Origin of the sequence: Embleya sp. NPDC020630, assembly GCF_044334985.1 — a bacterium.
Classification (GTDB): Bacteria; Actinomycetota; Actinomycetes; order Streptomycetales; family Streptomycetaceae; genus Embleya.
Map to the genome: position 1 here is coordinate 1 of NZ_JBIRUB010000040.1, position 25,678 is coordinate 25,678.

The window sequence follows — 25,678 nt, forward strand, 5'->3', positions numbered from 1 at the left end:
AGCTACCTCGCCGGACTCCACCTACGCGGCGCCATCCTCTGGCTCCGCAGCCTCCCCACACGACCGTGATCCGAACTCAGAACAGGCCCTAGCGCGCCCGGCGGCGGGCCCGGACGCGGACGCCCCGCCGACCGAGGCAAACGCCGCTTCCAGTACGTCCCGCCCTTGTCGATCGAACGCCACCAGCCGCACCCGCTCGACGGCGCTCGACGCCCCCACGATCGTCGAAACCGCGATCCGCGCGGCCTCCTCGGCCGGAAATCCATACACACCGGTGGCAACCGCCGGGAACGCCAAACTTCGCACGCCCAGTTCGTCCGCGACCTCAAAGCAGCGCCGGTAGCAGGAGGCCAGGATCTCGGCCTCGCCGAAGTCGCCGCCCTCCCAGACCGGCCCCACGGTGTGGATCACGTGGCGCACCGGCGGATACAGGTCGAATGCGGGCGTCGCCATCGCGTCGCCCGGATCGCACGGCCCGATCTCGGCCCCCGCGGCCGCGAGCCGTCGACCCGCCGCCCGGTGGATCGCCCCGTCCACACCACCGCCGCCCAGCAACGACTCGTTCGCGGCGGTCACGATGGCGTCCGTGTCCTGGAGCGTGATGTCACCCTGCACGATCTCGATCACAGTCATGGCCCGATCATGCCGACGGCCTCCCCGAGCGGCGGGGCCGGAAATCGAGCGGTGGGCGGGTGAGTTGGGGTTCCCCGTGCCGAGGCGATGTAATCAGCGCTCGTGGTACGGGAGTTGTGGGGTCAGGTCGTGGAAGTCCTCCTCCCAGCGGTTTCGGGTGTAGCGGCGGCCGACCGGGGTTTCCCACCACAGCAGGTCCTTGGCCAGGCGGACGTGGTCCAGGGCGATCCGGCGGCGGCCCAGTTCGGCCATCAACGGGTGCAGGCGGGTGGACAGTTCGTCCAGCGTCTCGGCCTCGACCGCGTCGTCGAAGCGGGTGCGTTCGCGGCGTTGCACCAGGGTGTGGTCGGGCGCGATCAGTCGGGCCAGGTCACGGCAGGCGGCGCCGATCGAGGTGCCGTCCGGGCGGTGCAGGCCGCCGGCGACGGAGCCCTGGTGCACCGCGTACAGGGCCACCGCGTGCCGCAAGGCTCGGGCGGCCAGGCGGCGTTCGAGGGTGACGGGCAGGTGGACGGTGATCGCCTCCACTGCGGACACGGGCGGCTCGGCCACCGCGGCCGGCAGGAATCGGGCGGCCAACCGGCGATCGCCGCGGACCCGCGCCAGGAACGTGTGCAACGCGTGCTCCCACGGCGCCCAATACGCGGAGACGCGCGGAATCGGCGGCGCGGTCATCGTGGTCGATTCGTCGTGAGGGGCATGATCGATTCCTCGGGGTCGACGCCCGGACGGGCGCCGGGGCGGGCGGGTGCGGTCATCCATCGGAACGAACTGGGAAGGGACTCGGAACGGACCGGGACGTGCCCGCCCGGGTGCATCCCCACGCCCGGGCGGTCCCGCTCCATCACCGTTATGACGAACCACGCCGCCGTTGTGTGACGGACGGTCAAAGTCCGGGCCCGCAGCTCCGAAGCACCCTCAAGCCACACCGAAGCCGCCCCGAGGCCGCCCCCGGCTCCGCCGCGCCGGACGCCCGCCCGGTGTGCTTCGCACGGCGTTCGTAAAGTGTTCAGCACGCCGCCGCCGATGTGCCCCATGCTTCGATCCGAGGGCGAGTGCGCCGCTCGCCGCCGATCCCCGAGCAAAGGACTGGCCATCGTGCGAAAGTGTTTGCCTGGAAGAGTGCAACTCGTCGTAGCCGCACTGTCGTTCGTCGCCCTCGGACTATCGGGCGCGCCGGCGTCCGCACAAGCGCAGACACAACCGCAGACACAACCGCAGACACAGGCGCACATACAACCGCAGGCACAGGCCGCCGGCCAGGCCGTCGTACGGATCAACGAGGTCGAGTCGAACGGCGGCACCCCGGGCGACTGGGTCGAGTTGGTCAACACCGGCTCGGCCGCGGCGGACCTGTCCGGGTGGGTCGTCAAGGACAGCGACGACGCGCACACCTACGCGATCGCCGCCGGCACCTCGCTGCCCGCCGGCGGCTACCTGGCACTCGACGTCGAGTCGTCCTTCGGTCTCGGCAGCTCCGACTCGGCCCGCCTGTTCGGGCCCGGCGGCACCACCCTCGTCGACTCGTACAAGTGGACCGCGCACGCCGGCACGACGTACGGCCGCTGCGCCGACGGCACCGGCTCGTTCACCACCACCGTCGCGCCGACCAAGGGCGCGCCGAACTCGTGCCCCACCTCGTGGGCCGGCTGGCCCGGCGGCGGCAGCGTCACCGTCGCCGACGGCTCCAACGTATTCGGCACCAACCTCAGCGGCCTCTCCTTCCAGGACGCCGGCGTGTTGTGGGCGGTGAAGAACGGTCCGGGCACGCTGTACCGCCTCGTGCCGGACACCGGCGGCAAGTGGCGCCCGGATCCGACCGGCGGCTGGGCCGCGGGCAAGGCGCTGAACTACCGCAACGGCAGCGGCGATCCCGACGCGGAGGGCGTGACCTACACCCCCGACGGCCTGTTCGTCGCCACCGAGCGCGACAACGACGACAGCGGCGTCAGCCGGCCGGCGATCGCCCGCTTCGACACCTCCTCGACGGCCGGCGCACTGAACGCGACCGCCGAGTGGAACCTGACCGCCGACCTGCCCGCTGTGGAGGCCAACAGCGGCCTGGAGGGCATCACCTGGATCCCCGACACCTTCCTCACCGGACACGGCTTCCGGGACGAACACACCGGCACGGCCTACGACCCGGCCGCCTACCCCGACCACGGGAGCGGGTTGTTCTTCGTCGGCCTGGAGGCCAACGGCACGGTGTACGCCTACGCGCTCGACCGGACCGGCGGCGGATACCACCGCGTCGCCACCTTCGCGAGCGGCTTCCCGGCGGTGATGGAGCTGCAGTTCGAGCCGGCGACCGGTCTGCTGTGGGCGGTCTGCGACAACACCTGCCAGGGCCGCAGCACCACCCTCGGCATCGACGCCCAGGGCCGGTTCGCGATAACCGCCGGGTACAACCGCCCCACGGGCTTGTCGAACTACAACAACGAGGGCTTCGCCATCGCCCCGCAGACGGCCTGCGTGTCCGGCCACAGGCCCGTCGTCTGGTCCGACGACGACAACGACGGCGGCCACGCACTGCGCGCGGGCACGCTGAACTGCACGCCGTAGCGGACGCGGAACGCGGCGCGGGGCGGGTGGTCTCGGTACGAAGGGGTACCGAGAAGCCACCCGCCCCGCGCCGTCGGCGGGTTCAGCGCTCCCCGGACGCACCCTCCGGGGCGGCGGCGGAGGGCACCGACGCGGCGTCAGGCGACGGCGCCGTCACGGGCACGGTCGCCGGGTCGGCGCCGGCGTCCGTCACCGGCGCGGCATCGCCGGCCGTCGCCGCCGCGGGAGTCGCGTCGCGCCGGTCGCGCCGGGTGCGGCGGATTCCCTCGGCCATCGCCGCCACGGCGATCAACACAAGCCCGCCCTCGGGGAGTTCGCCCAGACGCGTGGCCAGGGTGGTCTCGCTGCGCAGCGGCACGGTCGCGTTGAGCACCGTGCGCGTCCACGGATCCGTGGACTTCACGATCGTGCCGTCGGGGGCGATGACCGCGCTGATCCCGGTGGTGGAGGCGACCAGTACCGACCTGCCGTGTTCGACGGCGCGCAGCCGGGACATGGCCAACTGCTGCTTCGGCTCGGCGAGGCTGCCGTTGCGCATGTAGGTGGCGTTGTTGGTGGGTACGGCGAGGAGGTTGGCTCCGGTGCGGACCGCACCGCGGACCTGGCCGTCGTAGGCGACCTCGTAACAGATCGAGGAGGCCAGGTGGATCGGGCCGACGTCCAGGCGCACCGGGCCGGAGCCGGCGACGAAGTCGCGCGGGATCAGCTGGAGGTCGCCGAGGCCGCCGATCAGGTCGCGCAGCGGGATGTACTCGCCGAACGGCACCAGCTGCTGCTTGGCGTAGTAGCGACCCGGGCCGGTGTCGGGGAACCACAGCAGGCTCGTGTTGCGGATGCGGTCGTGTGAGGCGTCGAGGATGGCCCCCACCACGATCGGCGCGCCGACCTCGCGGGCGGCGAGCGAGATGCCCTCGCGCAGACCGACGTCGGTGCGCGGGTCGCGGTCGGTGGCGTTCTCGGGCCACAGGACCAGGTCGGGCCGCGGGGCCTTGCCGAGCTTGATGTCGCGGGCCAGTTCGCGGGTGGCGGCGATGTGGTTCTCCGCGACCTGCTGGACCCGGGCCTGCTCCTCCATGTTGCGGGCGCGCGGCACGTTGCCCTGAACGACGGCCACCTTCGCGGTGCGCTCGCCGTGCGTACTCGGCAGCAGGAACACCCCGCTCGACGCGAGCGCGCCGGCCACGACGAGGCCCGCGCCGAACCGGACGCGGTACGCGCGGGGCGCGGTGAGCAGCGCGGCCAGGAAGGCGGCGGTCAGCGCGACGACGGCACTCACGCCGGGGGCGCCGGCCACGGAGGCCCAGCCCAGGGTCGGCGCGTCCGCCTGACTGAAGCCGAGCCGCCCCCACGGAAAGCCGCCGAGCGGGACGCGGGAGCGCACCGCCTCCGTGGTCACCCACCAGCAGGCCGCCCACAGCGGCCATCCGGGCAGCCGGGCGAAGGTCGGCACGGCGCAGCACAGCAGCCCGAGCAACAACGCCTGGGCCACGCTCAACGCCAGCCACGGCAGTACGCCCAGGTTGGTCAGCCACCACAGCAGCGGAATGAAGAACGTCAGCCCGAACAGCGTCCCGAGCCGGAACGCCACCTTGGCCCGCCGATGCCGAATGGCGGCCAACAACAGCGCAGGCCCGACGGCCGCGGCGGGCCACAACCCGACCGGCGGAAACGCGAGCGCGAGCAACAGCCCACCGGAGGCCGCCATGATCGCCCCGGCCCAGGTCCGCAACCGCCGCTGCACCGTACCCTGAGCCTGAACCTGGATCGCCGTCATGCCGTCCACCCGGCCCGAGACTCCGAGCGACCGGCAGCCGCGAACAACGGCCGTCCATCGTCGAATCCCCCGACGAACACGAGCAACGGAACCTTCCCGACCGGAACCGACATCGGCGTCTCCTCGGCTGAACTCGGGGCGGCGCGTAGGGCGATCCGCGGAACGATCTGAACAAACAAGGGGGCGAGCCGACCCACGACAACGTCCACGCCGAGCAGGCCCCGAAGCTGTCCGAGGGCGGCGCCGGTCCGGGATGGCCCCGGGCGGGACAAGGCCCGGCGGGCGCTCGGATCGTGCGTCTCAGCCACGGAGCACCCCCGCGGGTATCGCCGCGGCGTGGGGATCATCGGCGTCGTCGGCGTCGTCGACCGGACGACCCCGGCGATCCGCATGATCCGAGAGATCCGCATGATCCGAGAGATCCGAGCCGTCTCGACCCGGCGTCCCGTTCGACGTCCGCTCCACCTCCGCCGGAGGCAGAAGCGCCGCGAGGTCGGCGAGGACGTGGGCCAGCTTGGGGTCGGCCGGTTCGTACCGCACTCGGCGGCCCACCGCGACCGTGCGCACCAGCCCGCAGTCCCGCAGGCGTGAGAGGTGGTTGGACACGTTCCCCCGGGTCAGCCCCAGCCGCTCGGCCAGTTCCGACGGGTACGCGGGCGCCGCCAACAGCGCCAGCAACAACCGGCGCCGGCTCTCGTCCGCGAGCGCGGTCCCCACCCGGGCCAGCGCGGCGGCGTCCACCACGACGGCCGGCCCGTCCTTTTCGTACGTATGCACGCGTAGACGTTACAGCACGCGCTGAATCAAGCAACCACTGAATCGAACATTCGACCGTCCCATCCAACCGGACAGGCCCCGAGACCGGCACACCGCCGGCTCGGCCCGCGTTGTACCCGGCCACGAAGTCGTTCGGGAGATTTCGGCGTTGCGGACAACGCCGCGCACCCGGTGGCTTCCTAGCGTGTGGCCATGACGCGAACCGCCGGGCCACCGTCCCAGATCCACGACCTCGTGCTGCGCGGTGGTCGGGTACTCGACCCCGAGACCGGGCACGACGCACTCGCCGACGTGGGGGTGACCGGCGGCACCATCACCGCCGTGTCCGCGCGCCCGCTGGTCGGCCGGCGCACCATCGACGTGCGCGGCCTCGTGGTCGCGCCCGGCTTCATCGACATGCACAGCCACTCGCACGACGTGGCCGGCCATCGGCTCCAGGCCATGGACGGCGTCACCACCGCGCTCGACCTCGAGGCGGGCCTGTCGCCCGTCGACGAGGGCTACCGCCAGGCCGCCGCCGAGGGCCGTCCGCTCAACTACGGCTTCTCCGCGTCGTGGTGCCAGGCCCGGATGGCGGCCGTCGGCGGCCTCCCGCACGGCGGCGGCATGCACGTCGCCCTCGGCCTGCTCGGCAACCCCGCCTGGCAGGGCGAGGCCACCGGGACCCAGGTCGACGAGATGCTCGAACTCCTCCGCCTCGACCTGGCCGCCGGTGCCCTCGGGATCGGCGTCGTGGTCGGCTACGCGCCGCGGGTCCGGCCGGAGGAGTACCTGGCCGTCTCCCGCCTGGCCGCCGAATCGGGCCGCCCCACCTACACGCACGCCCGGGACCTGGTCGAGCAGTTCCCGGACGTCGTGATCGACGGTGCGCAGGAGATCGCCCGCGCCGCGGCGGAGACGGGCGTACACGCGCACTTCTGCCACATCACCTCGACGTCGCGGCTGCACAGCGACCAGGTCATGCAGCTGATGGACGACACCCGCGCCGAGGGCGGCCGGATCTCCACCGAGGCGTACCCGTACGGCGCGGGCATGACCGCCATCGGCGCCGCCTTCCTCGCCCCCGAGCTGCTGGCCGCCACCGGCCTCACCCCCGACGGCATCGTCTACGCCGCCACCGGCGAGCGCATGGCCGACGCGGAACGGCTGCGCGAGGTGCGCGCCAAGGACCCGGCGGGCCTGGCCATCGCGCACTTCCTCAACGAGGCCGACCCGTTCGAACAGGGCCTGATCGACCGGGCCCTGCTCCACCCCTCGACCGTGGTCGGCTCCGACGCGATGCCGCTGACCTGGACGAACGGCGAACCCGACCCGCTGGCCTGGCCGCTGCCCCCGACGGCGGTCACCCACCCGCGCACCTCGGGCACGTTCGCCAAGGTGCTGCGCCGCTACGTCCGCGAACTCGAGGCGCTCACCCTCCTGGAAGCGGTCTCCCGCAGCAGCTTCGGGCCCGCGCGCATCCTCCAGGACAGCGTGCCCGCGATGCGGCGCAAGGGTCGGGTGCAGGTCGGGTGTGACGCGGACCTGATCGTGTTCGACGCGGAGACGGTGACCGATCGGGCGACGTATGAGCACAGCACGCGTCCGTCGCTGGGTTTTGCGCACGTCCTGGTCGGCGGCGTAGCGGTGGTTCAGGACGGGACGTTGTGCCTGGATGCCTTGCCGGGGAGGCCGGTGCGAGCGTGAGCCCGACGGTTCGCGGGGGCCGGCCCGCGGCGTGAGCGGGGCGGGGGGCCGAAGTCGTGGGCGCGGGGCGCTGACGCGCCGCTGGGGGTCAGGTCGGGTTGGGGCCGGTGGGGTGTGGGGTGGGGGCTTCGAGTAGGCCTGATGCGAGGGATTGGGCGTGGGTGTGGGCGGGGCAGGCGTGTGGGCCGAGGCCGTAGGGGGTTTCGGTGAGGTCGATTTCGACGGTGGTTCCGTCCGGTGCCACTCGGCGGGTGCGTGGGACCGGGGGGTCGGTGCGGCCGGAGGCCAGGTGGGCGACCAGGGCCTTGGTCGCGTCGCATGCCTGGACGAGCAGGCCGATGCGGTTGGCGGTGGCCTCGTCGGCGACGCCGCCGCACACCCGGACCAGGCGCGCCACGGCCCGGTCCGCCTCGGCGGTGATCGTGGTGTGCGGCTGGTACGCCGTCGCCACCACCGCGACGTCGGCGGCGATGCTCGCGGCGAGTTCGCCGGGCAGGCCGAGCACCTCGGCCAACACCTCGACCGGCCCTCGGCCGTCCCGCGCGGCCCGCTCCCGAAGGTCTCGCGGATCGATCCGGTCCAGGTCGGCGACGACCAGGGCCCGCCGCCGCTCGTGCACGGCGCCGGCGCTGAACCGGGCGACCGAGGCGCGCAACCACGCGACGCCCGCAGGCGCTGCGTCGGGCACGACCGGCATCGTGTAGGTGGGATCGGTGAGCAGGGCGTGGTTTCGCGACGTCATGCCGACATCGTGGCCCGGAAACACTTCGGCGGGCACCGAAACGACGCCCCCGTCGACCTCAGGGATGACCCCGACCCCGGACCTCGGTCCCGGTCGGGCATCGACGCCGGACCCGGGTCCCGAGTCGAGATCGTCTGCCGAGCGGCCCGCCGGGGCCGCCGAAGGCGGTGAAATGGAACGGACGCTCCATACTCGCGCCCCGGCACCCGCGCGGCACTCGCCCCGCGGCACCACGCCCCGACCCGCCCCCGACCCCCAGCCACCACGCTCACCGTCCACCTGCACAATCTAAGGAGACCCGAGCATGGGGTCCGATCACGGCCCGGCGGCGGCCCTCGCGCCGACACCCGCCGCCGCTCCACCGCGCGCGACGGAGGGTGTCGCGAGGCACGATCCGCGCGCGCCCGCGCATCGCCGGCGCACCGTCCCGAAGCCCGGCGCCACCACGTGGCATCGACTCCGAGCCAACCGCGCGATCGCCTTCCTGGTGCGGCACCGCGCCAACCTGCTCGTATCGCTGGCCGCCGGCGTGGTCGACACCCTCGCCTACCTCCTCCCGGACGAGGGCATGGAGCCCCGGCGCGTACCGGTCGGCATCGCGCTGGCCCTGGTGGCCGCCGCGATCCTGCCCGCGCGGCGCCGGCACCCGATGCGCGTGCTCGCCGCGGTCGTCGCCATCCAGAGCTGCCTGGTCGTGGTGACCACCGCGACCACACACTCCTACGGCGGCGCCCTTCTGGTGGCGCTGTACACCGTGGCCCGCTTCGGCAGTACCCGCGACCTCTGGATCGCCGGCTGCGGTGCGCTGGCCGTCCAGGCGCTGCGCGACGCGTACGACTCCGACACCTTCGTCCAGATGGTCGGCGCCGACCTGCTGGCCACCCTCCTGATCGTCGGCGTCGGGCTCGGCACCGCCAAGTGGCAGGGCCAGGTCGCGCTCAACCGGCAGCTGCTCGCCGATCGGGCCGTCACCGAGGAACGCCGGCGGATCGCCCGGGAGTTGCACGACATCGTCGCGCACCACATCACCACGATGTACCTGATGTCCGGCGGCGCCCGGGCCACCCTCGAACGGCAGCCCGACACCGCCCGCGAGGCGCTGTTCACCCTGGAGTCGTCCGGGCGCTCCGCGTTGCGCGAGATGCGCCAACTGCTCGGCGTACTGCGCAGCGACGACGGTCCCGAGCAGGCGCCTTCCGAGCCCCAGCCCGGGATGGACGACATCGACGGACTGATCACCGAGTCCCGCGCGGCCGGCCTGCCCGTGGAGTACCGCGAGCACGGCAAGCGTGAACCGCTGCCCCCGGCCACGGGTCTGACGCTGTATCGGATCGTCCAGGAGGCGCTGACCAACACCCGCAAACACGCGGGCAACGCGCGCACGTGCGTCGAGGTGCGGCATCTGCCCGATCGTGTCCTGATCGAGGTGGTCGACGACGGCGCGGGCAGCATCCCCGCGACCGGCGTGGTCGGCGGCTACGGTCTGACGGGCATGCGGGAGCGGGTGGCGCTGCACGGCGGGACGCTGGAGGTCGGCCCGTGCCCGGGCGGCGGATTCCGGGTGTTCGCAAGCGTGCCGATGCCGTCGAAGGGCCCCGACTGGCGCGGCTGAACGGGCGCGACCGGGACGCCGAAACGCCGCGGGCGCGACGGATACGTCCAGGAACGCCCAAGCTTGCCTACCACGCTGGTTGACCGTCGCGGCCCACCTCTGCATCCCTGGTACTCCCCGGATCCCCACCGAGCGTTTGACGCTCGGACACGCGTCGGTTGCCTACCGTCGTGCGCATACACCGGTGGGCGGTCGGTACCTGGGGGCCGCCGTCCCCCGGTGTGCCCGACCGGAGCTCACACGGGGGAGTTCCGTCCGCATCGAACCGTCGGCGCCGCCGGGGGCCGGTCCGCAGGCAGGCGCGGCACGGACCGCCGCCCGCCGGGTCGACCGCCCGGCCGGGCGGTCCGACGGCTTCGGCGGTCCCGCCGGCCCGCCGGCTCCCGGGCGCAGACTGTGCGTCCCGGATGTCGGGGGCGGGGGCCGCGTGCCGGGAAATCGGGCTCGCGACTGGACCGTTCGGCGCTCCGAGGGGGGTCGGCGGAGGCTGTGAGGTTGATGTGAGTACGTCCGACGATGTAGCGCGCGGGGTCCTGGCGGCGGTTCGGGCCGAGGACGAGGGGGCGTTCGTACGACTGGCGGAGTACCACCGCAACGATCTGCGCGTGCACTGCTATCTCATGCTCGGCTCGTTCACCGACGCCGAGGACGTCCTCGACCGGACCCTGCTGCGGGCCTGGCGGGCGCGCCGGGGGTTCACCGGCCACGCGCCGTTCCGGTCGTGGCTGTACCGGATCGCCACGAACGCGTGCCTGGACGCGCTGGCCGCCCCGGCGCAGTGCCGACGGGAGATCGCGATCGCCACGAACGGCGCGGGCCGGCCGGTGCATTCGGCCCTCGCCGAGGTCACCTGGCTCCAGCCCCTCCCAGACGAACCCGAGGGCGGGGCCGCCGCCGACCGCGACACCGTCGACCCGGCCTTCGTGGCCGTACTCCAGCACCTCCCGCCCCGCCAACGCGCCACGCTGATCCTGCGCGACGTCGTGCGCTGGCCGGCCGCGGACACCGCCGACACGCTGGGCATGAACGTCGCGGGCGTCAAAAGCGCCCTGCAACGGGCCCGACGAACCCTGCGCCAGGAACTGCCCGACCGCCCCGCGGCGAACCGCGACCGGCCGACCGGCCCCGACACCGCCGAACGCGCCTGCCTGGAGCGCTACGTCACCGCGTCCCGCCTGGCCGACCCGGCAGCGTTGTCCGCGCTGCTGCACCCGGACGCCCGCCAGGCGATCCCCCCGGCCCGGCTCGTATACACCGGCCGCCGCGCCATCATGGAGATGCGCCGGCCCGTCCCCACCGACGCACCCGGCCAGACCGAGCGCAAGGCGCTACCGCTGTCAATGAACCGCCGACCCGCGGTGGGCCACTTCGTCCGCCGCCCGGGGTTGGGCGTCTTCACCGCAACGACCCTCGACGTACTGCGCATCGACAACGGCCTGATCACCGAAATCATCACCTTCGGCCCGGAACTCCTCACCACAATCGGCCTGGGCACAATCCCGGACATCACCCCCGACAACCACGAATACACAACCCACATCGCCGGCCCCTGAACCGACCCACGCAAGAAGGCGGCCACCCACCGAGATCGGCGCCCGCCAACCCCTCACCGCCCGGCAATCGGCCCGCCGTCGCCGGCGCCGGGGGCGGGCGGCTCGGGGGTCAGGGCAGGCGTTGGGCGATGCCTTCCAGGAAGACGTCCAGGCCGTAGGCGAAGCGTTCCGCCGGGTCGGCGCCGACCAGCGCCGACATCGCCTTCTCGAACGCGGCGGACTCCTCGGGCCCCGCGGCGGCCCGGCGCGTGGCCCAGTCGTCGGATTCGGCCAGGCGGGACTGGGCCTGCTCCTCGATGGTGTGGCCGAGGACGTAGTAGAACATCGCGAACGTGATCCACCCGGCCTGTTCCGGAGCGAGGCCCGCGCGGCACAGCACCTCCACCGCCATTCGGCCGGTGGCGTTGGTGTTGGCGTCCGGCACGTAGGTGCCCGCGACCACCCGCGCGCCGTCCCGCCGGGAGAGCAGCGCACCGCGCAACCGGTCGCCGAGCAGCCGCAGTTGCTCGTCCCAGGGCGCCTCCGGCAGCGGCGCCGCGACACCTTCGAGCAGTTGCTCCGCCATCGCGTCGAGCAGCGCCTCCTTGCTCGGGAAGTGCCGGTACATCGCGCCGGCCCGCACATTCAGCGCGGTGCCGAGTCTGCGCATGGTGAGGCCGTCCAGCCCCTCGGCGTCGAGCAGGTCGAGCGCGCCCTTGACCACATCCGGCCGTCGCAACATCGAGAACTCCCGCTTCCGTGCCGTTGACAGCACTCGTGATCCGATCCTAACGTGAACAACGTTCACTGTGAACATGGTTCACGGTGAACGGCGTTTCCATCTGCCTCCATGCTATCCACCACTCCCAGGAGCCCCCATGGCGAACAGTCCCGGTCGGCCGGACGCAGCGCCCCCGCTCGCGAAACCCGCCCCGCGCCCGACCCGCCCGGCCCGGCGCGACGTGATCGCCCTGGTCGCCTGCGTGGCGCAGTTCATGGTCGTGCTCGACTCGACCATCGTCACCGTGGCCCTGCCGGACCTGCGGGCCTCGCTCGACCTGAGCGACACCGGGCAGCAGTGGGTGGTCAACGCCTACCTGATCACCCTCGGCGGCCTGCTCGTGGTCGCCGCCCGCGCGGGCGACCTGTTCGGCCGCAAGAGGATGTTCCAGACCGGCCTGCTGATCTTCACCGCCGCAGGCGTGCTCGGCGGCGTCGCGCAGGACACCACGACCCTCCTGGTCGCCCGGGTCGCCCAAGGGCTCGGCGCCGCCGCGCTGGCCTCGAACGGCCTGAGCCTGATCGCCGCCGGCTATGCCCACGACCCGATCCGCCGCGGCCGGGCGCTGACCCTGTGGAGCCTGACCGGGGGTGTCGCCGCCGCGGCCGGACTGGTCCTGGGCGGCGTGCTGACCCAGCAGTTCGGCTGGCGCTGGGTCTTCCTGGTCAACGCCCCCGTCGGCGTCGCGCTGCTGCTCACCGCCGGCCTCGGGCTCGCGCCCACCCCGGCGGCCGATCCCGGCGAGCGGCGTCGGATCGACGTCGGCGGGGCGCTCGCCGTCACCGGCGCCACCGGCCTGTTCGGCTACGCCGTCTCCCGTACCACCACCCACGCGTGGACCTCGCCGGGCGTCCTGGGCACGTTCGCCGGCGCCGCGCTGTGCACCGTCGCGTTCGTCCTGATCGAACGCACCGCGGCCCGCCCCCTGGTGCCGCTGAAGATGTGGCGGCTGCCCGCGCTGCGCTTCGGCAACCTGATGATGCTCGTGCTGGGCTCGGCGATGACGGCCACGCTCTATTTCATGTCCCTCTACCTCCAGGGCATCCTCGGCTACGGGGCGCTGCGCGCGGGTGGGGCGATGGTGCCGCTGACCGTGACGATGCTCGCCGCCGGGATGGCCGCGCATCGCCTGATCGCCGTGCTCGGCCCGCGCGCGCTGCTGGCCGGCGGTGCGGTGACGGCGGCCGTGGGTGTGCTGTTCCTGGCCTGGCTCCCGGCCGACGGCGGCTTCCCGGTGCGCTTCGTGATCGGCTCGGTCGTGGCCGGTGCCGGGGTGGGCCTGATGTTGCTGCCGGTCACCGTCGCCGCGACGGCCGGTATCGAGGCCCGCGACGCGGGCGCCGCGTCCGGCCTGCTCAACACCGCCCGCCAACTCGGCGGCGCGCTCGGCCTGGCCGTACTGGTGACCGTCGCCGCCCAGGACTCCGCGACCGACCCGGCCGCCGTGCTGGACGGCTACCACACCGCATTCGCGGTCGACGGCTTCCTCATCCTGCTCGTCCTCCCGCTGGCCCTGCTCCTGCCCCGCCCCGCGCGTCCCTGACGCCCGGAGTCGCCCTCCCCGCCGGGGTCAACCCGCGCCGCCACGTCACCCGGATCGCACCGGTCGGCCCCGCGCCCGGTCCGAGTCCCGGTGGCCGGCCCGGCCCGGCGGGGAGGGCCCGTACGTGGCGCGATGGCGGTACCGCCACCCGCTACGGCAGGGCCGGCACCGGCTCCGCCGCGCCCGGGTCGGGGCTGCTCGCCCGGCGCGGCGCGGCGGCGGCCAGCGCGGTGATCCGGGCGTGCAGGTCGGGCACACACGACTCGGCGGCGGGGTCCAGGAGGGCGCTGCGCAACACCCGCGTGCGGTTGCGGTCGGCGACCGCCCGGGGGTGGCGGCGCAGGAAGTCCAGGACCCGCACCGAGAGCGTGCTCAGGTGGCTCAGGTGCGCGAGGGGTTCGGCACCGGCGGTACCGGCCCGCAGAATGTGCCCGCTGGACGCCTCCACCCGGGACATCCGGGGGTGCCGCTCGCCGGTGAGCGCCAGAAAGGTCAGGATGTCCAGCTCGGGTCGCTGGAAGAGCATCAACTCCGGTTCATCCTCGATCAGTTCGCACCATTGCCGGGTACCGCGCAGGCCCGCCGCGAGCCCCGAGCCGACCCCCACGGGGCTGAGCGGGAGAGCGCGCAGGGTCAACCACAGGGCCGCGGCGAGGGTGCCGGAGCGGGCGCGGTCCAGGCCGAGTTCGCCCGGACGCAGCACGTCGGCGGAGAAGTCGCCCGCCCGGGGATCCCGCCGCCCGCCGGCCCCGTTCACCGGCTCGCGGAACAACACCGCGCCGCAGCCGGAGGGGTACAGGCCGATCCGGTGCGGATCGACGACCACCGAGTCGCACTCGGCGAGCGCGCGCAGATGCCGGGCCGCGGGCGTCGCGCGCAGCTCGTCCGCGTCCACCAGCAGTGTGAAGAAGCCGCCGTAGGCGGCGTCCGCGTGCACCCGCACCCCACGTTCCCGGCACAGCGGCACGATGTCGGCGATCGGGTCGACCGCACCCAGCGTGGTGGTGCCGGCGCTGACCACGACGGTGCCGACCCGCTCCCGACGCAGTTCCCGCGCCAGCGCGTCGGGGTCCATCCGCCCGGCCCCGTCGGTCGGCACGGGGTACGCGGGGGTGCGCAGCACGGCGCACATGTGTTCGTGCGCGGGGTACATGTCGGCGCCGTGCGCGATGCCGAGGTCGGGGTGCGCCTCGCGGGCCGCCCACAGGGCCTCCAGGTTGGCCACGGTCCCGCCGGAGGTGAGGTGCCCGTGGGCGATGGGCAGCCCGAGCATCGCGGCGAGGTCGGCGATCACCTCCTCCTCCAAGGCGACCGTGGTCGGGTCGCCGTCGAACACCCGGTCCTCGGGCCCGACCAGCGAGGTGGCGAGCCGACCGGCGACCGCGGCCCGGTGCGGCGGCCTGACCAGGTGCCCGGCGTACGCGGGGTGCGGGAACGGCCGGCCGCCGCGCAGATGTTCGGCCAGCGCGGCCAGGTGTGCCTCGAACCGGTCCCCGCCGCGCTCGCCGCCCTCCTCGGGCGGGGCCTCCCGCTGGGCGTCGGCCCACGCGGACACGGTGTCGAACGCCTCGGTCAGCCGGCGACGGGTGTCCATGGTGTGCCTCCGGATACCACGGCCGGCGCCCGCCTCACACTGCGGACGCCCGGCGATTGCGCGTGCGGACGGGTGCGGAGAGTTCCCGACCGGGCGGCGATCATGCCCGTCCCTGCGGCATCCGTGTGACCGCGAGGATCAGTCGGTCGGGCAGTTCGATCAGCGGGCGCAGGGCGACGAGGGACCGGTGGGCGACGAACAGCGCCACCCGGTCCGCGTCGGGGAGGCTGTGCACGTTCGCGGTGATCCCGGGGTCGCCGCCGCCGTACCCGATCCGCCGCCCCCCGTTGACGAAGAGAGCCCACGGGCGCGGCACGGGATGCCGACAGCGGAAAGCGGTGATTAGTCTGAAATGCGGGCCTGTTTCGAGGCCCGCTCGCAAACCCCCCGTGTCCGTGCGTCGACGACGCCGGTCGCAGCCCTGCGAGGAGTGGAGTTCCCGTGGACGACTATCCGCTGCTGAACGTGTTCTGGACGATGATGTGGCTCTTCCTCTGGGTGCTGTGGTTCTTCCTGCTGTTCAAGGTGATCACCGACATCTTCCGCAGCCACGACCTCGGCGGCTGGGGCAAGGCCGGTTGGCTCGTGTTCACGATCGTGCTGCCCTATCTGGGCGTACTGGTCTATCTGATCGTGCGCGGCCGGTCGATGAGCCGGCGCGACCTGGCCCAGGCGAAGGAGAACGACGCGGCGGTCCGGGCGTACATCCGCGACGCGGCCGGCTCCGAGGGCGAGACGAACCGGGGCGCCAGTCCGGTCGAACAGCTCGACAAACTCGCCGCTCTGCGCAACAACGGCGCCATCTCCGAGGAGGAGTTCCAGCAGGCGAAGCAGAAGGTGCTCGGCTGAGCCACGCCGGGCGCGCGTCGGCGCGCCCGAGCCCGCCCCCGACGGACCCGAAGGAATCACTCCGAGGTGCGGCAGCGGTCACCGTGTGTACTCATGGACGGGCATGGCCGTTCCGCCGCCGCCACCCCCGGAGTGACGTTGAATACCTCACCCGAGCCACCACCCGATCCACCCGACCGGGCGCCGTCCGCGTCCGCGACGCGGGGGTCGCCCGAGGTGCTGCGACCCGGCTATCTGCGACTGCTGCTGGTCGCCGCCGTCGTGGGTGTTCCCGTCTCCCTGGCCGCCTTCGGCTTCGTCACGCTCGAACACGCGATGCAGAACGGCCTGTGGGAGCACCTGCCGCACGAGATGGGCTACTCCGTCGCGCCGTGGTGGTGGCCGCTGCCCCTGCTCACCCTGGCCGGCCTGGTCGTGGCCGGGGTCGCCGCCCGGCTGCCCGGGGCCGGGGGGCATCTGCCCGTGAACGGACTCGGCGGCCCGCCCATCCTGCCGTCGGCGCTGCCCGGCGTGGTCGTCGCGGCGCTGGCGAGCCTGTCGTTCGGCGCGGTCCTGGGCCCGGAGGGCCCGCTGATGGCGATCGGCAGCGCCCTCGCGTTGTCCGCCGTACGCAGCGCCCGGCGCGCCGGCGCGCCCGAGATGGTCGCGGTGCTCTCGGCGGCCGGGTCCGCCGCCGCGATCGCCACCGTGTTCGGCAGCCCGCTGGTCGCGGCCGTACTGCTCATCGAGGCGGCGGGGTTCGGCGGCCCCCGGCTGATCGCGCTGATCCTGCCGTGTCTGCTGGCGAGCGGCGTCGGGGCGGTGGTGTTCACCGGGTTCGGCGCGTGGAGCGGCCTGGCCACGGGCGGGTTGGCGCTGCCCTCGTTGCCGCCGAGCAGTTCGTTGCGGGTGGGCGACTTCCTGTGGGGCGTGCCGCTGGCGGCGGTGATCGGCTGCGGGGTGGTGCTGCTGATGACGCTCGGTCGCCGCGTCGCCGACTGGACCGCGCCGCACCCGACCCCCCGGATCGTGGCGTGCGCGATCGTGGTCGGCGCGCTGGTGGCCGGATACGCGGCGAGCACGGGCCGCTCGCCCGAGGAGGCGGCGCTCTCCGGCCAGTCGACGCTGGCCACGCTGGCGGCCAACCCGCATTCGTGGGCGACGTCCGCACTGTTCATGCTCGTCCTGTGCAAGGGGCTCGCCTGGTCCGTCTCGCTCGGCTCGCTACGGGGCGGGCCGATCTTCCCGGTGCTGCTGCTCGGCGCGGCCACCGCGCTGTTGTGCCAGGACCTTCCCGGCTTCGGCACGCTGCCGGGGCTCGCGGTGGGTCTGGCGGCGGCGGGCTCGGCCACACTGCGGCTGCCGGTCTCGGCGACCGTGCTCGCCGTACTGCTGCTCGGCGATCACGGCACGGACCAGGTGCCGGTCCTGGTCGTCGCGTCGGTCGTGGCCTTCGTCGTCGGCGAACTGACCCGCGCCCGGTGGGCGCCCCGCCCGCCCGATCCGGCGCCGGCGGACCCGTCCTGACCCGCGACACGCAGCGTTTTGCTCTGATATATCCCAAAGGCCCATCTAGAGTGTGCCGCGAGGAGGAGCCCCGAGGAGGCGGATCGTGACGCTCGACGGCCCGACCGAAGGCGCCACCAAGCACCTCGCCCCGGCCCCCACCCCGCGCCGCATCGCGCTGTTCGGCGGCTTGCGCGCGCTGGGGTCGTCGATCCTGCTGCTCGTCCTGTACTACGTGCTTCCGCTGGATCGGGGCCTGAACACGGCGACCGGTATCGGACTCGCCGCCGGACTCGTCCTGTTCGCGGCCCTCGTGGTGTGGCAGGTGAACGTCATCGCCCACGCCGAGCGACCGCGCCTGCGCGCCGTCGAGGCACTGGCCGTCTCGCTGCCGTTCCTGCTCCTGCTCTTCGCCGCGACCTACTTCGTCATCGGCCGCGACCGACCCGACTCCTTCACCGAAGCGCTCACCCGCACCGACGCCCTCTACTTCACCCTCACCGTCTTCGCCACCGTCGGCTTCGGCGACATCGCCCCGAAGAGCGAGAGCGCGCGCGTGGTGGCGATGGTCCAGATGGTGGTGAACCTGATCGCCGTCGGCGTGATCGCCCGGGTGGTACTGGGCGCGGTACAACAGGGCCTGCGCCGCCACTCGGCGCCCGCAGCCCCCGACGCCCACGTCGATTCCGCCGACACCGCCGATTAGTCCCGTCCGACAGGACGAGTCGAGTCGAGGCCGGGCACGGCCCTCGTCGGTGCATGTATCGAAGTCCACATCGACCATGTACTTCCTGCCAGGGACCAAAGCTCGGAAACCGGCATCTTTCGCCCGTCGGATCCGGCCCGGTCGGGGCGGGGGTGTTCGGCCCTTTTGGATGTTTCCTACAACTGGCGCCGCTCAGTGTGCACTGCCCGCGACATGGCGTTGCCGACCGGTTCACGAAATGGTGAACACTGTCGGGGGTCGCCGCATCGTCGCGGCGAGCACAAGCGTTGGTTTGCAGGAGGTTCGGTCGGGTGTTCAGTCGTGTCGCCATCGTCAATCGCGGGGAGGCCGCGATGCGGCTCATCCACGCCGTCCGGGAGCTGGCCGCGGAGACCGGCACCCGGATCGAGACCGTCGCTCTGTACACCGACGTCGACCGTACGGCCACCTTCGTGCGCGAGGCGGATCTGTCGTATGACCTGGGGCCCGCGTCGGCGCGCCCGTACCTGGACCTGAAGGCCCTGGAGCGCGCGCTGGTGGCCACCGGCGCCGACGCGGCGTGGGTCGGGTGGGGCTTCGTCGCGGAGGATCCGGCGTTCGCCGAGCTGTGCCGGGAGTTGGGCGTGGCGTTCGTCGGCCCGAGCGCGGAGGCGATGCGCAAGCTGGGCGACAAGATCGGCTCGAAGCTGATCGCGGAGGAGGTCGGCGTCCCCGTCGCCCCGTGGAGCCGCGGCGCGGTGGAGACCCTGGACGCGGCCCTGACGGCCGCGGCCGAGATCGGTTATCCGCTGATGCTCAAGGCCACCGCCGGCGGCGGTGGGCGTGGCATCCGGGTGATCAGGGACGACGCGGAGCTGGTCGACGCGTACGAGCGCACCAGCCAGGAGGCGGCGCGCGCGTTCGGCAGCGGCATCGTGTTCCTGGAGCGTCTGGTCACCGGTGCCCGGCACGTCGAGGTCCAGGTGATCGCCGACGGCCAGGGCACCGCGTGGGCGCTGGGTGTGCGCGACTGCTCGATCCAGCGGCGCAACCAGAAGGTCGTCGAGGAGTCCGCCTCGCCGGTCCTGGCACCGGAGCAGGTGGCCGAACTCAAGGCGTCGGCCGAGCGTTTGGCGCTGGCCGTCGGCTACCGCGGCGCCGCCACCGTCGAGTTCCTCTACCACCCCGGCGACCGACTGTTCGCGTTCCTGGAGGTCAACACCCGCCTCCAGGTCGAGCACCCGATCACCGAATCCACCACCGGATTCGACCTGGTCAAGGCCCAGTTGCGGATCGCCGGCGGCGACCGGCTCGAAGGCGCCCCGCCGATCGAGCGCGGCCACGCCGTCGAGGCCCGGCTGAACGCCGAGGACCCCGACCGCGACTTCGCCCCCTCCCCCGGCCGGATCGCCCGCCTGGACCTGCCCGCAGGGCCCGGCATCCGCGTGGACACCGGCGTCAGCGAGGGCGACACCATCCCCGCCGACTTCGACTCGATGATCGCGAAGATCATCGCCTACGGGCACGACCGCGACGAGGCGTTGGGCCGGCTGCGGCGGGCGATGGCGCAGACCACGGTGATCATCGAGGGCGGCGCCACCAACAAGAGCTTCGTCCTCGACCTGCTGGATCAACCGGAGCTGATCGACGGCAGCGCCGACACCGGCTGGATCGACCGCGTGCGCGGCGAGGGCCGCCTCGTCTCGCACCGCCACTCCGCCGTCGCACTCGCCGCCGCCGCCATCGAGGCGTACGAGGAGGAGGAGCGTGCCGAGCGCCAGCGGTTGTTGTCCACCGCCTTCGGCGGCCGGCCGCAGGTCCAGCACAAGAGCGGCCGACCGCTCGACCTGAAGCTGCGCGGCGTCGGCTACCGCGTCCGCGTCGCCCGCGTCGGCGCGCACCGCTTCCGGGTCGGCATCGAGGTCGGCGAGGTGGTGCGTACCGCCGATGTCGAACTCGACCGGTTCGACCGGCACACCGGCCAGATCGTGGTCAACGGCACCCGCTACCGCCTGCTCACCGCCACGCACGGGCCGACCCACCTGGTCGAGGTCGACGGCGTCACCCACCGCGTCGGCCGCGACGAGGGCGGCGTCGTGCGCTCCCCCGCGCCCGCCCTGGTCGTCGCCACCCCCCTGGCCGTCGGCGACGAGGTCGAGGCCGGCGCACCGGTCCTGGTGCTGGAGAGCATGAAGATGGAAACGGTGCTGCGCGCACCGTTCCGGGCACGCCTGAAGGAATGCTCGGTGTCCGTCGGCAGCCAGGTGGAGACCGGCGCCCCGCTGCTGCGCCTGGAACCGCTCGCCGACGACGACGGCGAGGCCGAGGACACCACCGCCGGCGCGTCCGTCGAGCTGGACCTGCCCGCCGCGCCCGAGACCGTCCCCGTGCGCGCACGCACGCTGCGCGGCCAGGAGGACCTGCGCAGCCTGCTGCTCGGCTTCGACGTCGACCCGCACGACGAGCGCCGTGTCCTCGACGACTACCTCGCCGCCCGCACCGCCGCCGCCGAGGCCGGCCACCGACCGCTGGTGCGCGAGTTGGAACTCGTCGAGATGTTCACCGACCTCGCCGAGCTGAGCCGCAACCGGCCCGCCGGCGAGGACGTCGGCGGCGACGGCCACCTGCACAGCGCCCGCGAGTACTTCCACAGCTACCTGCAGAGCCTGGACGTGGAACGCGCCGGGCTGCCACCGGCGTTCCGGGCCAAGCTCGCCAAGGCCCTGGCCCACTACGGCGTCACCGAGCCGGAGCCGTCCCCGGAGCTGGAAGCCGCGGTGTTCCGGATCTTCCTCGCCCAGCAGCGCGCCTCCGCCGACGCCGCCGTCATCGCCACCCTGTTGCGCTCCTGGCTGCGTGAGGCGCCGCCGGACGCGACGTTGCACGAGCCCGCGGGTCTGGCCCTGGAGCGGCTCATCGCCGCCACCCAGGTGCGCTTCCCCGTACTCGCCGACCTCGCGCGCGGCGTGGTCTACGACTGGTTCGGCCGGCCGCTGCTGCGCCGCAACCGCGCCCGCGTGTACGCCGGTGTGCGCAAGCACCTGCGGCACCTGGACGCGCACCCGGACACTCCGGACCGCGCCGAGCGGGTCGCCGAGATGGTGCGCAGCACCGAGCCCCTGGTTCGGCTGCTCGGACAGCGGCTGGTCCGCGACAACCTCGACAACGCGACCATGCTGGAGGTGCTTACCCGGCGCTACTACGGCAACAAGGGCCTCACCGACGTCCGTACCCGGGAGATCGCGGGCTGCACGTTCGTGGTCGCCGAGCGGGCCGGCTCCTCGCTGGTCTCCGCCGCGGTGGGCTTCGAGGCCCTGGGCGGCGCGCTGCGCGGCCTCGCCGAACTGGCCGCCGACGGCCACCCGATCGACGCGGACATCTACCTGTCCTGGGAGAACCAGCCGGAGAGCGCGGACGCGACCGCCGCCGCGCTGCACGAGGTGGTGGCCGCGCAGCCGCTGCCGCCTCGGGTGCGCCGACTGACCACCACGGTGGCCGGTCGCGGTGGCGCGGTGATGCACCACCACTTCACGTTCCGCCCGTCCGACAGCGGGATGGTCGAGGAGCGGTTGATCCGGGGCCTGCACCCGTACATCGCGCAGCGTATGCAGTTGGAGCGGCTGAGCAAGTTCGACCTCACCCGGCTGCCGTCCTCGGACGAGGAGGTCTACCTCTTCCAGTGCGTGGCCCGGGAGAACCCCGCCGACGACCGCCTGGTCGCCTTCGCGCAGGTCCGCGACCTGACCGAACTGCGCGACCACGAGGGCCGGTTGGTCGCCCTGCCGACCGCCGAGGACATCCTCGCCACGTGCCTCGACTCGATCCGCCGCGCCCAGTCGCGGCGTCCGTCGGCGAAGCGCTTCAACACCAACCGGATCGTGGTCTACGTATGGCCGCCGAGCAGCCTCACGCACGCCGAGATGGAGATGATCGCCGGGCGCGTGCGGCCGACCACCGCGGGCGCGGGCCTGGAGGAGATCCTGTTCATCGCCCGTCAGCGCGACCCGCAGACCGGCGAGCTGACCAAGATCGCGGTCCGCATCCCGTTCGACGCCGCCGGCGGTACCGAACTGACCATCGGCGAGCCGTCGGACGAGCCGGTCGAGCCGCTGGACGGCTACCGGTTGAAGGTGCTGCGCGCGAGCAGCCGCAACACCGTCTACCCGTACGAACTCACCGACCGCCTCGGTGACTTCGTCGAGTACGATCTGAACGACGAGCACGTCCTCGTGCCGGTCGACCGGCCCAAGGGCACCAACTCCGCCGCGATCGTGGCGGGCGTGGTCCGCACCGCCACCGCGCGGCACCCCGAGGGCGTCACCCGCGTGGTTCTGCTCGGCGACCCGACGAAGTCGCTCGGCGCGCTGTCCGAGCCGGAGTGCCGTCGGGTGATCGCGGCGCTGGACCTGGCGGAGCGTATGCGGGTGCCGGTGGAGTGGTACGCGCTGTCCTCCGGTGCGCGGATCTCGATGGAGTCGGGCACGGAGAACATGGACTGGGTGGCCGCCGCGCTCAAGCGCATCGTCACGTTCACCCAGGACGGCGGCGAGATCAACATCGTGGTCGCGGGCATCAACGTCGGCGCGCAGCCGTACTGGAACGCCGAGGCCACCATGCTCATGCACACCAAGGGCATCCTCGTGATGACCCCCGACTCGGCCATGGTGCTCACCGGCAAGCATGCCCTCGACTTCTCCGGCGGTGTGTCGGCCGAGGACAACTTCGGCATCGGCGGCTACGACCGGGTGATGGGCCCGAACGGGCAGGCGCAGTACTGGGCGCCGGACCTGAACGCGGCGCGCGACGTGTTGATGTCGCACTACGACCACACCTATGTCGCCCCGGGCGAACTCGCGCCGCGTCGGACCGGTACCACCGACCCGACGGACCGCGACGTGTCGAGCTTCCCGCACGTGGTGGAGGGCAGCGACTTCACCACGGTCGGCGAGATCTTCTCCGCCGAGGCCAACCCCGACCGCAAGAAGCCGTTCGACATCCGCACCGTGATGCGCGCGTTGTCCGACCAGGACCACCCGGTCCTGGAGCGTTGGGCGGGCATGGCCGACGCGGACACGGCGGCGGTCCAGGACGTGCACCTGGGCGGCATGCCGGTGTGCCTGCTCGGCATCGAGTCCCGGGCGGTGCCGCGGCGCGGCTTCCCGCCCACGGACGGGCCGGCCACCTACACGGCGGGCACGCTGTTCCCGCAGTCGTCGAAGAAGGCCGCGCGGGCGATCAACGCCGCGTCCGGCAACCGGCCGCTGGTGGTGCTGGCCAACCTGTCCGGGTTCGACGGCTCGCCCGAGTCGATGCGGAAGCTGCAACTGGAATACGGCGCGGAGATCGGCCGGGCGATCGTGAACTTCCGCGGGCCGATCGTGTTCTGCGTGATCTCGCGCTACCACGGCGGCGCGTTCGTGGTCTTCTCGAAGGCGCTGAACCCGAACATGACCGTGCTGGCCATCGAGGGCTCGTTCGCGTCGGTCCTCGGTGGGGCGCCCGCGGCGGCGGTGGTCTTCGCGGGTGACGTCAACGCGCGCACCGCGGCCGATCCTCGGGTCCGCGACCTGGAGTCGCGCGCGGCGGCGGCCTCCGGCGCGGACCGGGCCACGCTGACCGCCGAGCTGGACGAACTGCGTTCGTCGGTCCGGACCGAGAAACTGGGCGAGGTGGCCGCGGAGTTCGACCGGGTCCACGACATCCGCCGTGCGGTGGAAGTGGGTTCGGTGGACGCGGTGATCGAGGCGCGGGAGTTGCGGCCGCGGATCATCGAGGCGATCGGGACGCACTGGGCGGAGTCGGGCTCGGCGGCTTCGGCGGGCTGAGCGAAGGAACGTGCGGGGCGGCCCCGGCTCTTCAGAAACGGAGAGTCGGGGCCGCTTGGGCGTGTCTTCAGCCACGCCCTGGGGTCAGCCCGTCACATGGCCGGTCACGACTCGCATCGCCCGGCGGACGGCCGCTCGGGTCTCCTCGGTGTGGTCGATCGCCTCGAAGCCGTGGCGGGCCTCGGCGAGGTGGATCACCTCGACGTTCGCTTCGGCCGCCTCGCCGGCCGCCAGGAACTCGTGTACCGTCACCGCGATTTCGGCGCGCTCCAGGCCCACCGTGGTGAGCACGATCGGCAGCTCGCCCGCCGACCGCACCGCCGTCGCCGGGTGGAAGCGGGAGTCGGCCAGGCCCCAGTTCGGCATGGGAGCCAGGATCGGGTAGGTCGCGGCCAGGCAGCGCAACCACGACGGCGGGTGTTCGAGCCAGTCCGTGGCCAGGAGGCCACCGCCGGAGAAGAACCACAGTGCGATCCGGTCCCGATCGACGCGCGGATGCGCCCGTACCGTCTCGATCGCCGCGACCACGTCCTCGGCGGCGCGGTCGTAGTCGCCGGGTCGGTGCAGCCGGTGATCCACGGTCGCGCCGACCACCCCGACACTCGCCGCGTACCGGCCGTAGCCGACGAACGTCGGCCAATCGCGCGGCGTCGGCAGGGCACCCTCGGGCAGCGGCCCGCCGTGCACGAACAGCACCGCCGGACACGGGAGTTCGCCGTCGGGGAGGTACAGGTCGACCCGCCCCACGCGCTCCCGGTCGCACGCGGGGACGTCCAGCGGGAACGGCCCGAGGTGGCTCGGCTCTTCCCGCTTCGCCGACAGGCGGTGGCCCTCGTCGGCCGCCGCGCGGCGCAGTACGTCGGCCACTTCCCCGGGCGCGGACACCATCGGCCAGTGGCCGGTGGCGAGTTCGAAGAAGCTCACCCGGGGGTCGACCAGCCGTTGCAGCGCCGGGTTCCCCATGCCCACCAGCGACTCGACGAGCGCGATGCTCGCCCCGTTCCCGGTACACAACACGCCCGTGGTCGGCAGCCCGGCCACCGCCCCCGACAGGCGCAGCGGTTGGGTGAGCGTGCCCACCGGATGGGGTGCGGCCGACCGGGTCAGCCGGGCGAGCGCCGCGCCGGACAGGTCCGCGACGCCGCCCCAGCGCGCCCAGTCCTCGGGCGTCGTCGGCGCCGGGAGGGCCGGATCCCCGTGCCAGGTCGTCAGCCGTTCGCGCGTCGCCGCGTCCGCGATCGCGGCGAGCGCCGGGTCCCCGTCCTGTGGCAGGCCGGCGTCCAGGTAGACGATCCGGGCCACCCGGTCCGGGCGCCGATCGGCGGCGCCGAGCACCGGGTGGATGCCGTAGCCGTGCCCGACGACGACCACCGGCCGCGCGGCGTCGATGCGGTCGATCAGGGCCACCACGTCCCGGATGTGCGTCTCCAGGTCGATGTCCGGGCCCGCCGGTTGCCGAGGGTCCAGTCCGGTGAGCGTGACCGGATACGCCTCGGCGCCGGCCGCCGACAAGCGGGCGGCCACGTCCCGCCAGATCCACCCGCCGGTGTGGGCCTCCGAGACCAATACGAACGCCGTCATGGTCGTCCCTTCGTGTT

At 73.1% G+C, this 25,678-nt stretch carries 16 protein-coding genes and 2 pseudogenes; 9 read left to right on the plus strand and 9 right to left on the minus strand.

Features of this window, described 5'->3' with window-relative positions:
* Window positions 1-135: 135 nt before the first annotated feature.
* A pseudogene (locus ACH4XV_RS46760) lies at window positions 136-633 on the minus strand (macro domain-containing protein); the annotation flags it as partial.
* Window positions 634-726: 93 nt separating this feature from the next.
* Window positions 727-1,308: a type I-E CRISPR-associated protein Cse2/CasB gene (gene casB / locus ACH4XV_RS46765; protein ID WP_395800442.1), complete on the minus strand. Its 582-nt coding sequence runs from the start codon at window positions 1,306-1,308 to the stop codon at window positions 727-729.
* A gap of 447 nt (window positions 1,309-1,755) precedes the next feature.
* On the opposite strand from casB, the gene ACH4XV_RS46770 reads away from it, so the two are divergent.
* Entirely contained in the window at window positions 1,756-3,195 is a 1,440-nt protein-coding gene (locus ACH4XV_RS46770; protein ID WP_395800444.1) for a lamin tail domain-containing protein, read from the plus strand.
* Between the two features lie 82 nt (window positions 3,196-3,277).
* Here the strand turns inward: ACH4XV_RS46770 and lnt are convergent, their stop codons facing one another.
* Both lnt and ACH4XV_RS46780 read right to left on the minus strand, forming a co-directional pair.
* Entirely contained in the window at window positions 3,278-4,969 is a 1,692-nt protein-coding gene (gene lnt, locus ACH4XV_RS46775; protein ID WP_395800446.1) for an apolipoprotein N-acyltransferase, read from the minus strand.
* A gap of 453 nt (window positions 4,970-5,422) precedes the next feature.
* Window positions 5,423-5,746: pseudogene (locus ACH4XV_RS46780) on the minus strand (ArsR/SmtB family transcription factor); the annotation flags it as partial.
* A 192-nt stretch (window positions 5,747-5,938) separates the two neighbouring features.
* Between ACH4XV_RS46780 and ACH4XV_RS46785 the strand changes: the two are divergent.
* Window positions 5,939-7,432: an amidohydrolase family protein gene (locus ACH4XV_RS46785; protein ID WP_395800447.1), complete on the plus strand. Its 1,494-nt coding sequence runs from the start codon at window positions 5,939-5,941 to the stop codon at window positions 7,430-7,432.
* An 88-nt stretch (window positions 7,433-7,520) separates the two neighbouring features.
* Here the strand turns inward: ACH4XV_RS46785 and ACH4XV_RS46790 are convergent, their stop codons facing one another.
* The gene (locus ACH4XV_RS46790) at window positions 7,521-8,174 is read right to left on the minus strand and encodes a hypothetical protein (RefSeq protein WP_395800449.1); all 654 of its coding nucleotides are present in this window, start codon (window positions 8,172-8,174) and stop codon (window positions 7,521-7,523) included.
* A gap of 304 nt (window positions 8,175-8,478) precedes the next feature.
* Here ACH4XV_RS46790 and ACH4XV_RS46795 point away from each other — a divergent pair, with 304 nt between their 5' ends.
* Both ACH4XV_RS46795 and ACH4XV_RS46800 read left to right on the plus strand, forming a co-directional pair.
* Window positions 8,479-9,786: a sensor histidine kinase gene (locus ACH4XV_RS46795; RefSeq protein WP_395800451.1), complete on the plus strand. Its 1,308-nt coding sequence runs from the start codon at window positions 8,479-8,481 to the stop codon at window positions 9,784-9,786.
* Between the two features lie 500 nt (window positions 9,787-10,286).
* Window positions 10,287-11,339: an RNA polymerase subunit sigma-70 gene (locus ACH4XV_RS46800; protein ID WP_395800453.1), complete on the plus strand. Its 1,053-nt coding sequence runs from the start codon at window positions 10,287-10,289 to the stop codon at window positions 11,337-11,339.
* Window positions 11,340-11,448: 109 nt separating this feature from the next.
* Here the strand turns inward: ACH4XV_RS46800 and ACH4XV_RS46805 are convergent, their stop codons facing one another.
* Window positions 11,449-12,060, minus strand: coding sequence for a TetR/AcrR family transcriptional regulator C-terminal domain-containing protein (locus tag ACH4XV_RS46805; RefSeq protein ID WP_395800455.1), 612 nt, complete (start codon window positions 12,058-12,060; stop codon window positions 11,449-11,451).
* Between the two features lie 136 nt (window positions 12,061-12,196).
* Between ACH4XV_RS46805 and ACH4XV_RS46810 the strand changes: the two genes are divergently transcribed.
* Window positions 12,197-13,642 carry an MFS transporter gene (locus ACH4XV_RS46810; protein WP_395800457.1) on the plus strand — a complete coding sequence of 482 codons (1,446 nt, stop codon included), beginning with the start codon at window positions 12,197-12,199 and terminating at the stop codon, window positions 13,640-13,642.
* Between the two features lie 151 nt (window positions 13,643-13,793).
* Here the strand turns inward: ACH4XV_RS46810 and ACH4XV_RS46815 are convergent, their stop codons facing one another.
* Entirely contained in the window at window positions 13,794-15,236 is a 1,443-nt protein-coding gene (locus ACH4XV_RS46815) for a pyridoxal phosphate-dependent decarboxylase family protein (RefSeq protein ID WP_395800459.1), read from the minus strand.
* 100 nt (window positions 15,237-15,336) lie between these two features.
* Window positions 15,337-15,552: a hypothetical protein gene (locus tag ACH4XV_RS46820; protein ID WP_395800461.1), complete on the minus strand. Its 216-nt coding sequence runs from the start codon at window positions 15,550-15,552 to the stop codon at window positions 15,337-15,339.
* 125 nt (window positions 15,553-15,677) lie between these two features.
* Here ACH4XV_RS46820 and ACH4XV_RS46825 point away from each other — a divergent pair, with 125 nt between their 5' ends.
* From ACH4XV_RS46825 to ACH4XV_RS46840, 4 genes are all read left to right on the plus strand, one after another.
* Complete coding sequence (locus ACH4XV_RS46825) at window positions 15,678-16,085, plus strand: SHOCT domain-containing protein (RefSeq protein ID WP_395800463.1); 408 nt, start codon at window positions 15,678-15,680, stop codon at window positions 16,083-16,085.
* Between the two features lie 132 nt (window positions 16,086-16,217).
* Window positions 16,218-17,591, plus strand: coding sequence for a chloride channel protein (locus ACH4XV_RS46830; protein WP_395800493.1), 1,374 nt, complete (start codon window positions 16,218-16,220; stop codon window positions 17,589-17,591).
* Between the two features lie 85 nt (window positions 17,592-17,676).
* Window positions 17,677-18,276: a potassium channel family protein gene (locus tag ACH4XV_RS46835; protein WP_395800465.1), complete on the plus strand. Its 600-nt coding sequence runs from the start codon at window positions 17,677-17,679 to the stop codon at window positions 18,274-18,276.
* A 311-nt stretch (window positions 18,277-18,587) separates the two neighbouring features.
* Complete coding sequence (locus ACH4XV_RS46840; RefSeq protein WP_395800467.1) at window positions 18,588-24,080, plus strand: carboxyl transferase domain-containing protein; 5,493 nt, start codon at window positions 18,588-18,590, stop codon at window positions 24,078-24,080.
* 84 nt (window positions 24,081-24,164) lie between these two features.
* Here ACH4XV_RS46840 and ACH4XV_RS46845 read toward each other — a convergent pair whose 3' ends face one another.
* Entirely contained in the window at window positions 24,165-25,661 is a 1,497-nt protein-coding gene (locus ACH4XV_RS46845) for an alpha/beta fold hydrolase (RefSeq protein ID WP_395800469.1), read from the minus strand.
* Between the last annotated feature and the right edge of the window lie 17 nt (window positions 25,662-25,678).

Bases quoted from the DNA above. Each gene is read 5' to 3' on its own strand.
- ACH4XV_RS46805 (WP_395800455.1), bottom strand. From the start codon at position 12,060: ATGTTGCGACGGCCGGATGTGGTCAAGGGCGCGCTCGACCTGCTCGAC.
- ACH4XV_RS46795 (WP_395800451.1), top strand. From the start codon at position 8,479: ATGGGGTCCGATCACGGCCCGGCGGCGGCCCTCGCGCCGACACCCGCC.
- ACH4XV_RS46815 (WP_395800459.1), bottom strand. From the start codon at position 15,236: ATGGACACCCGTCGCCGGCTGACCGAGGCGTTCGACACCGTGTCCGCG.
- ACH4XV_RS46845 (WP_395800469.1), bottom strand. From the start codon at position 25,661: ATGACGGCGTTCGTATTGGTCTCGGAGGCCCACACCGGCGGGTGGATC.
- casB (WP_395800442.1), bottom strand. From the start codon at position 1,308: ATGACCGCGCCGCCGATTCCGCGCGTCTCCGCGTATTGGGCGCCGTGG.
- lnt (WP_395800446.1), bottom strand. From the start codon at position 4,969: ATGACGGCGATCCAGGTTCAGGCTCAGGGTACGGTGCAGCGGCGGTTG.
- ACH4XV_RS46785 (WP_395800447.1), top strand. From the start codon at position 5,939: ATGACGCGAACCGCCGGGCCACCGTCCCAGATCCACGACCTCGTGCTG.
- ACH4XV_RS46790 (WP_395800449.1), bottom strand. From the start codon at position 8,174: ATGACGTCGCGAAACCACGCCCTGCTCACCGATCCCACCTACACGATG.
- ACH4XV_RS46810 (WP_395800457.1), top strand. From the start codon at position 12,197: ATGGCGAACAGTCCCGGTCGGCCGGACGCAGCGCCCCCGCTCGCGAAA.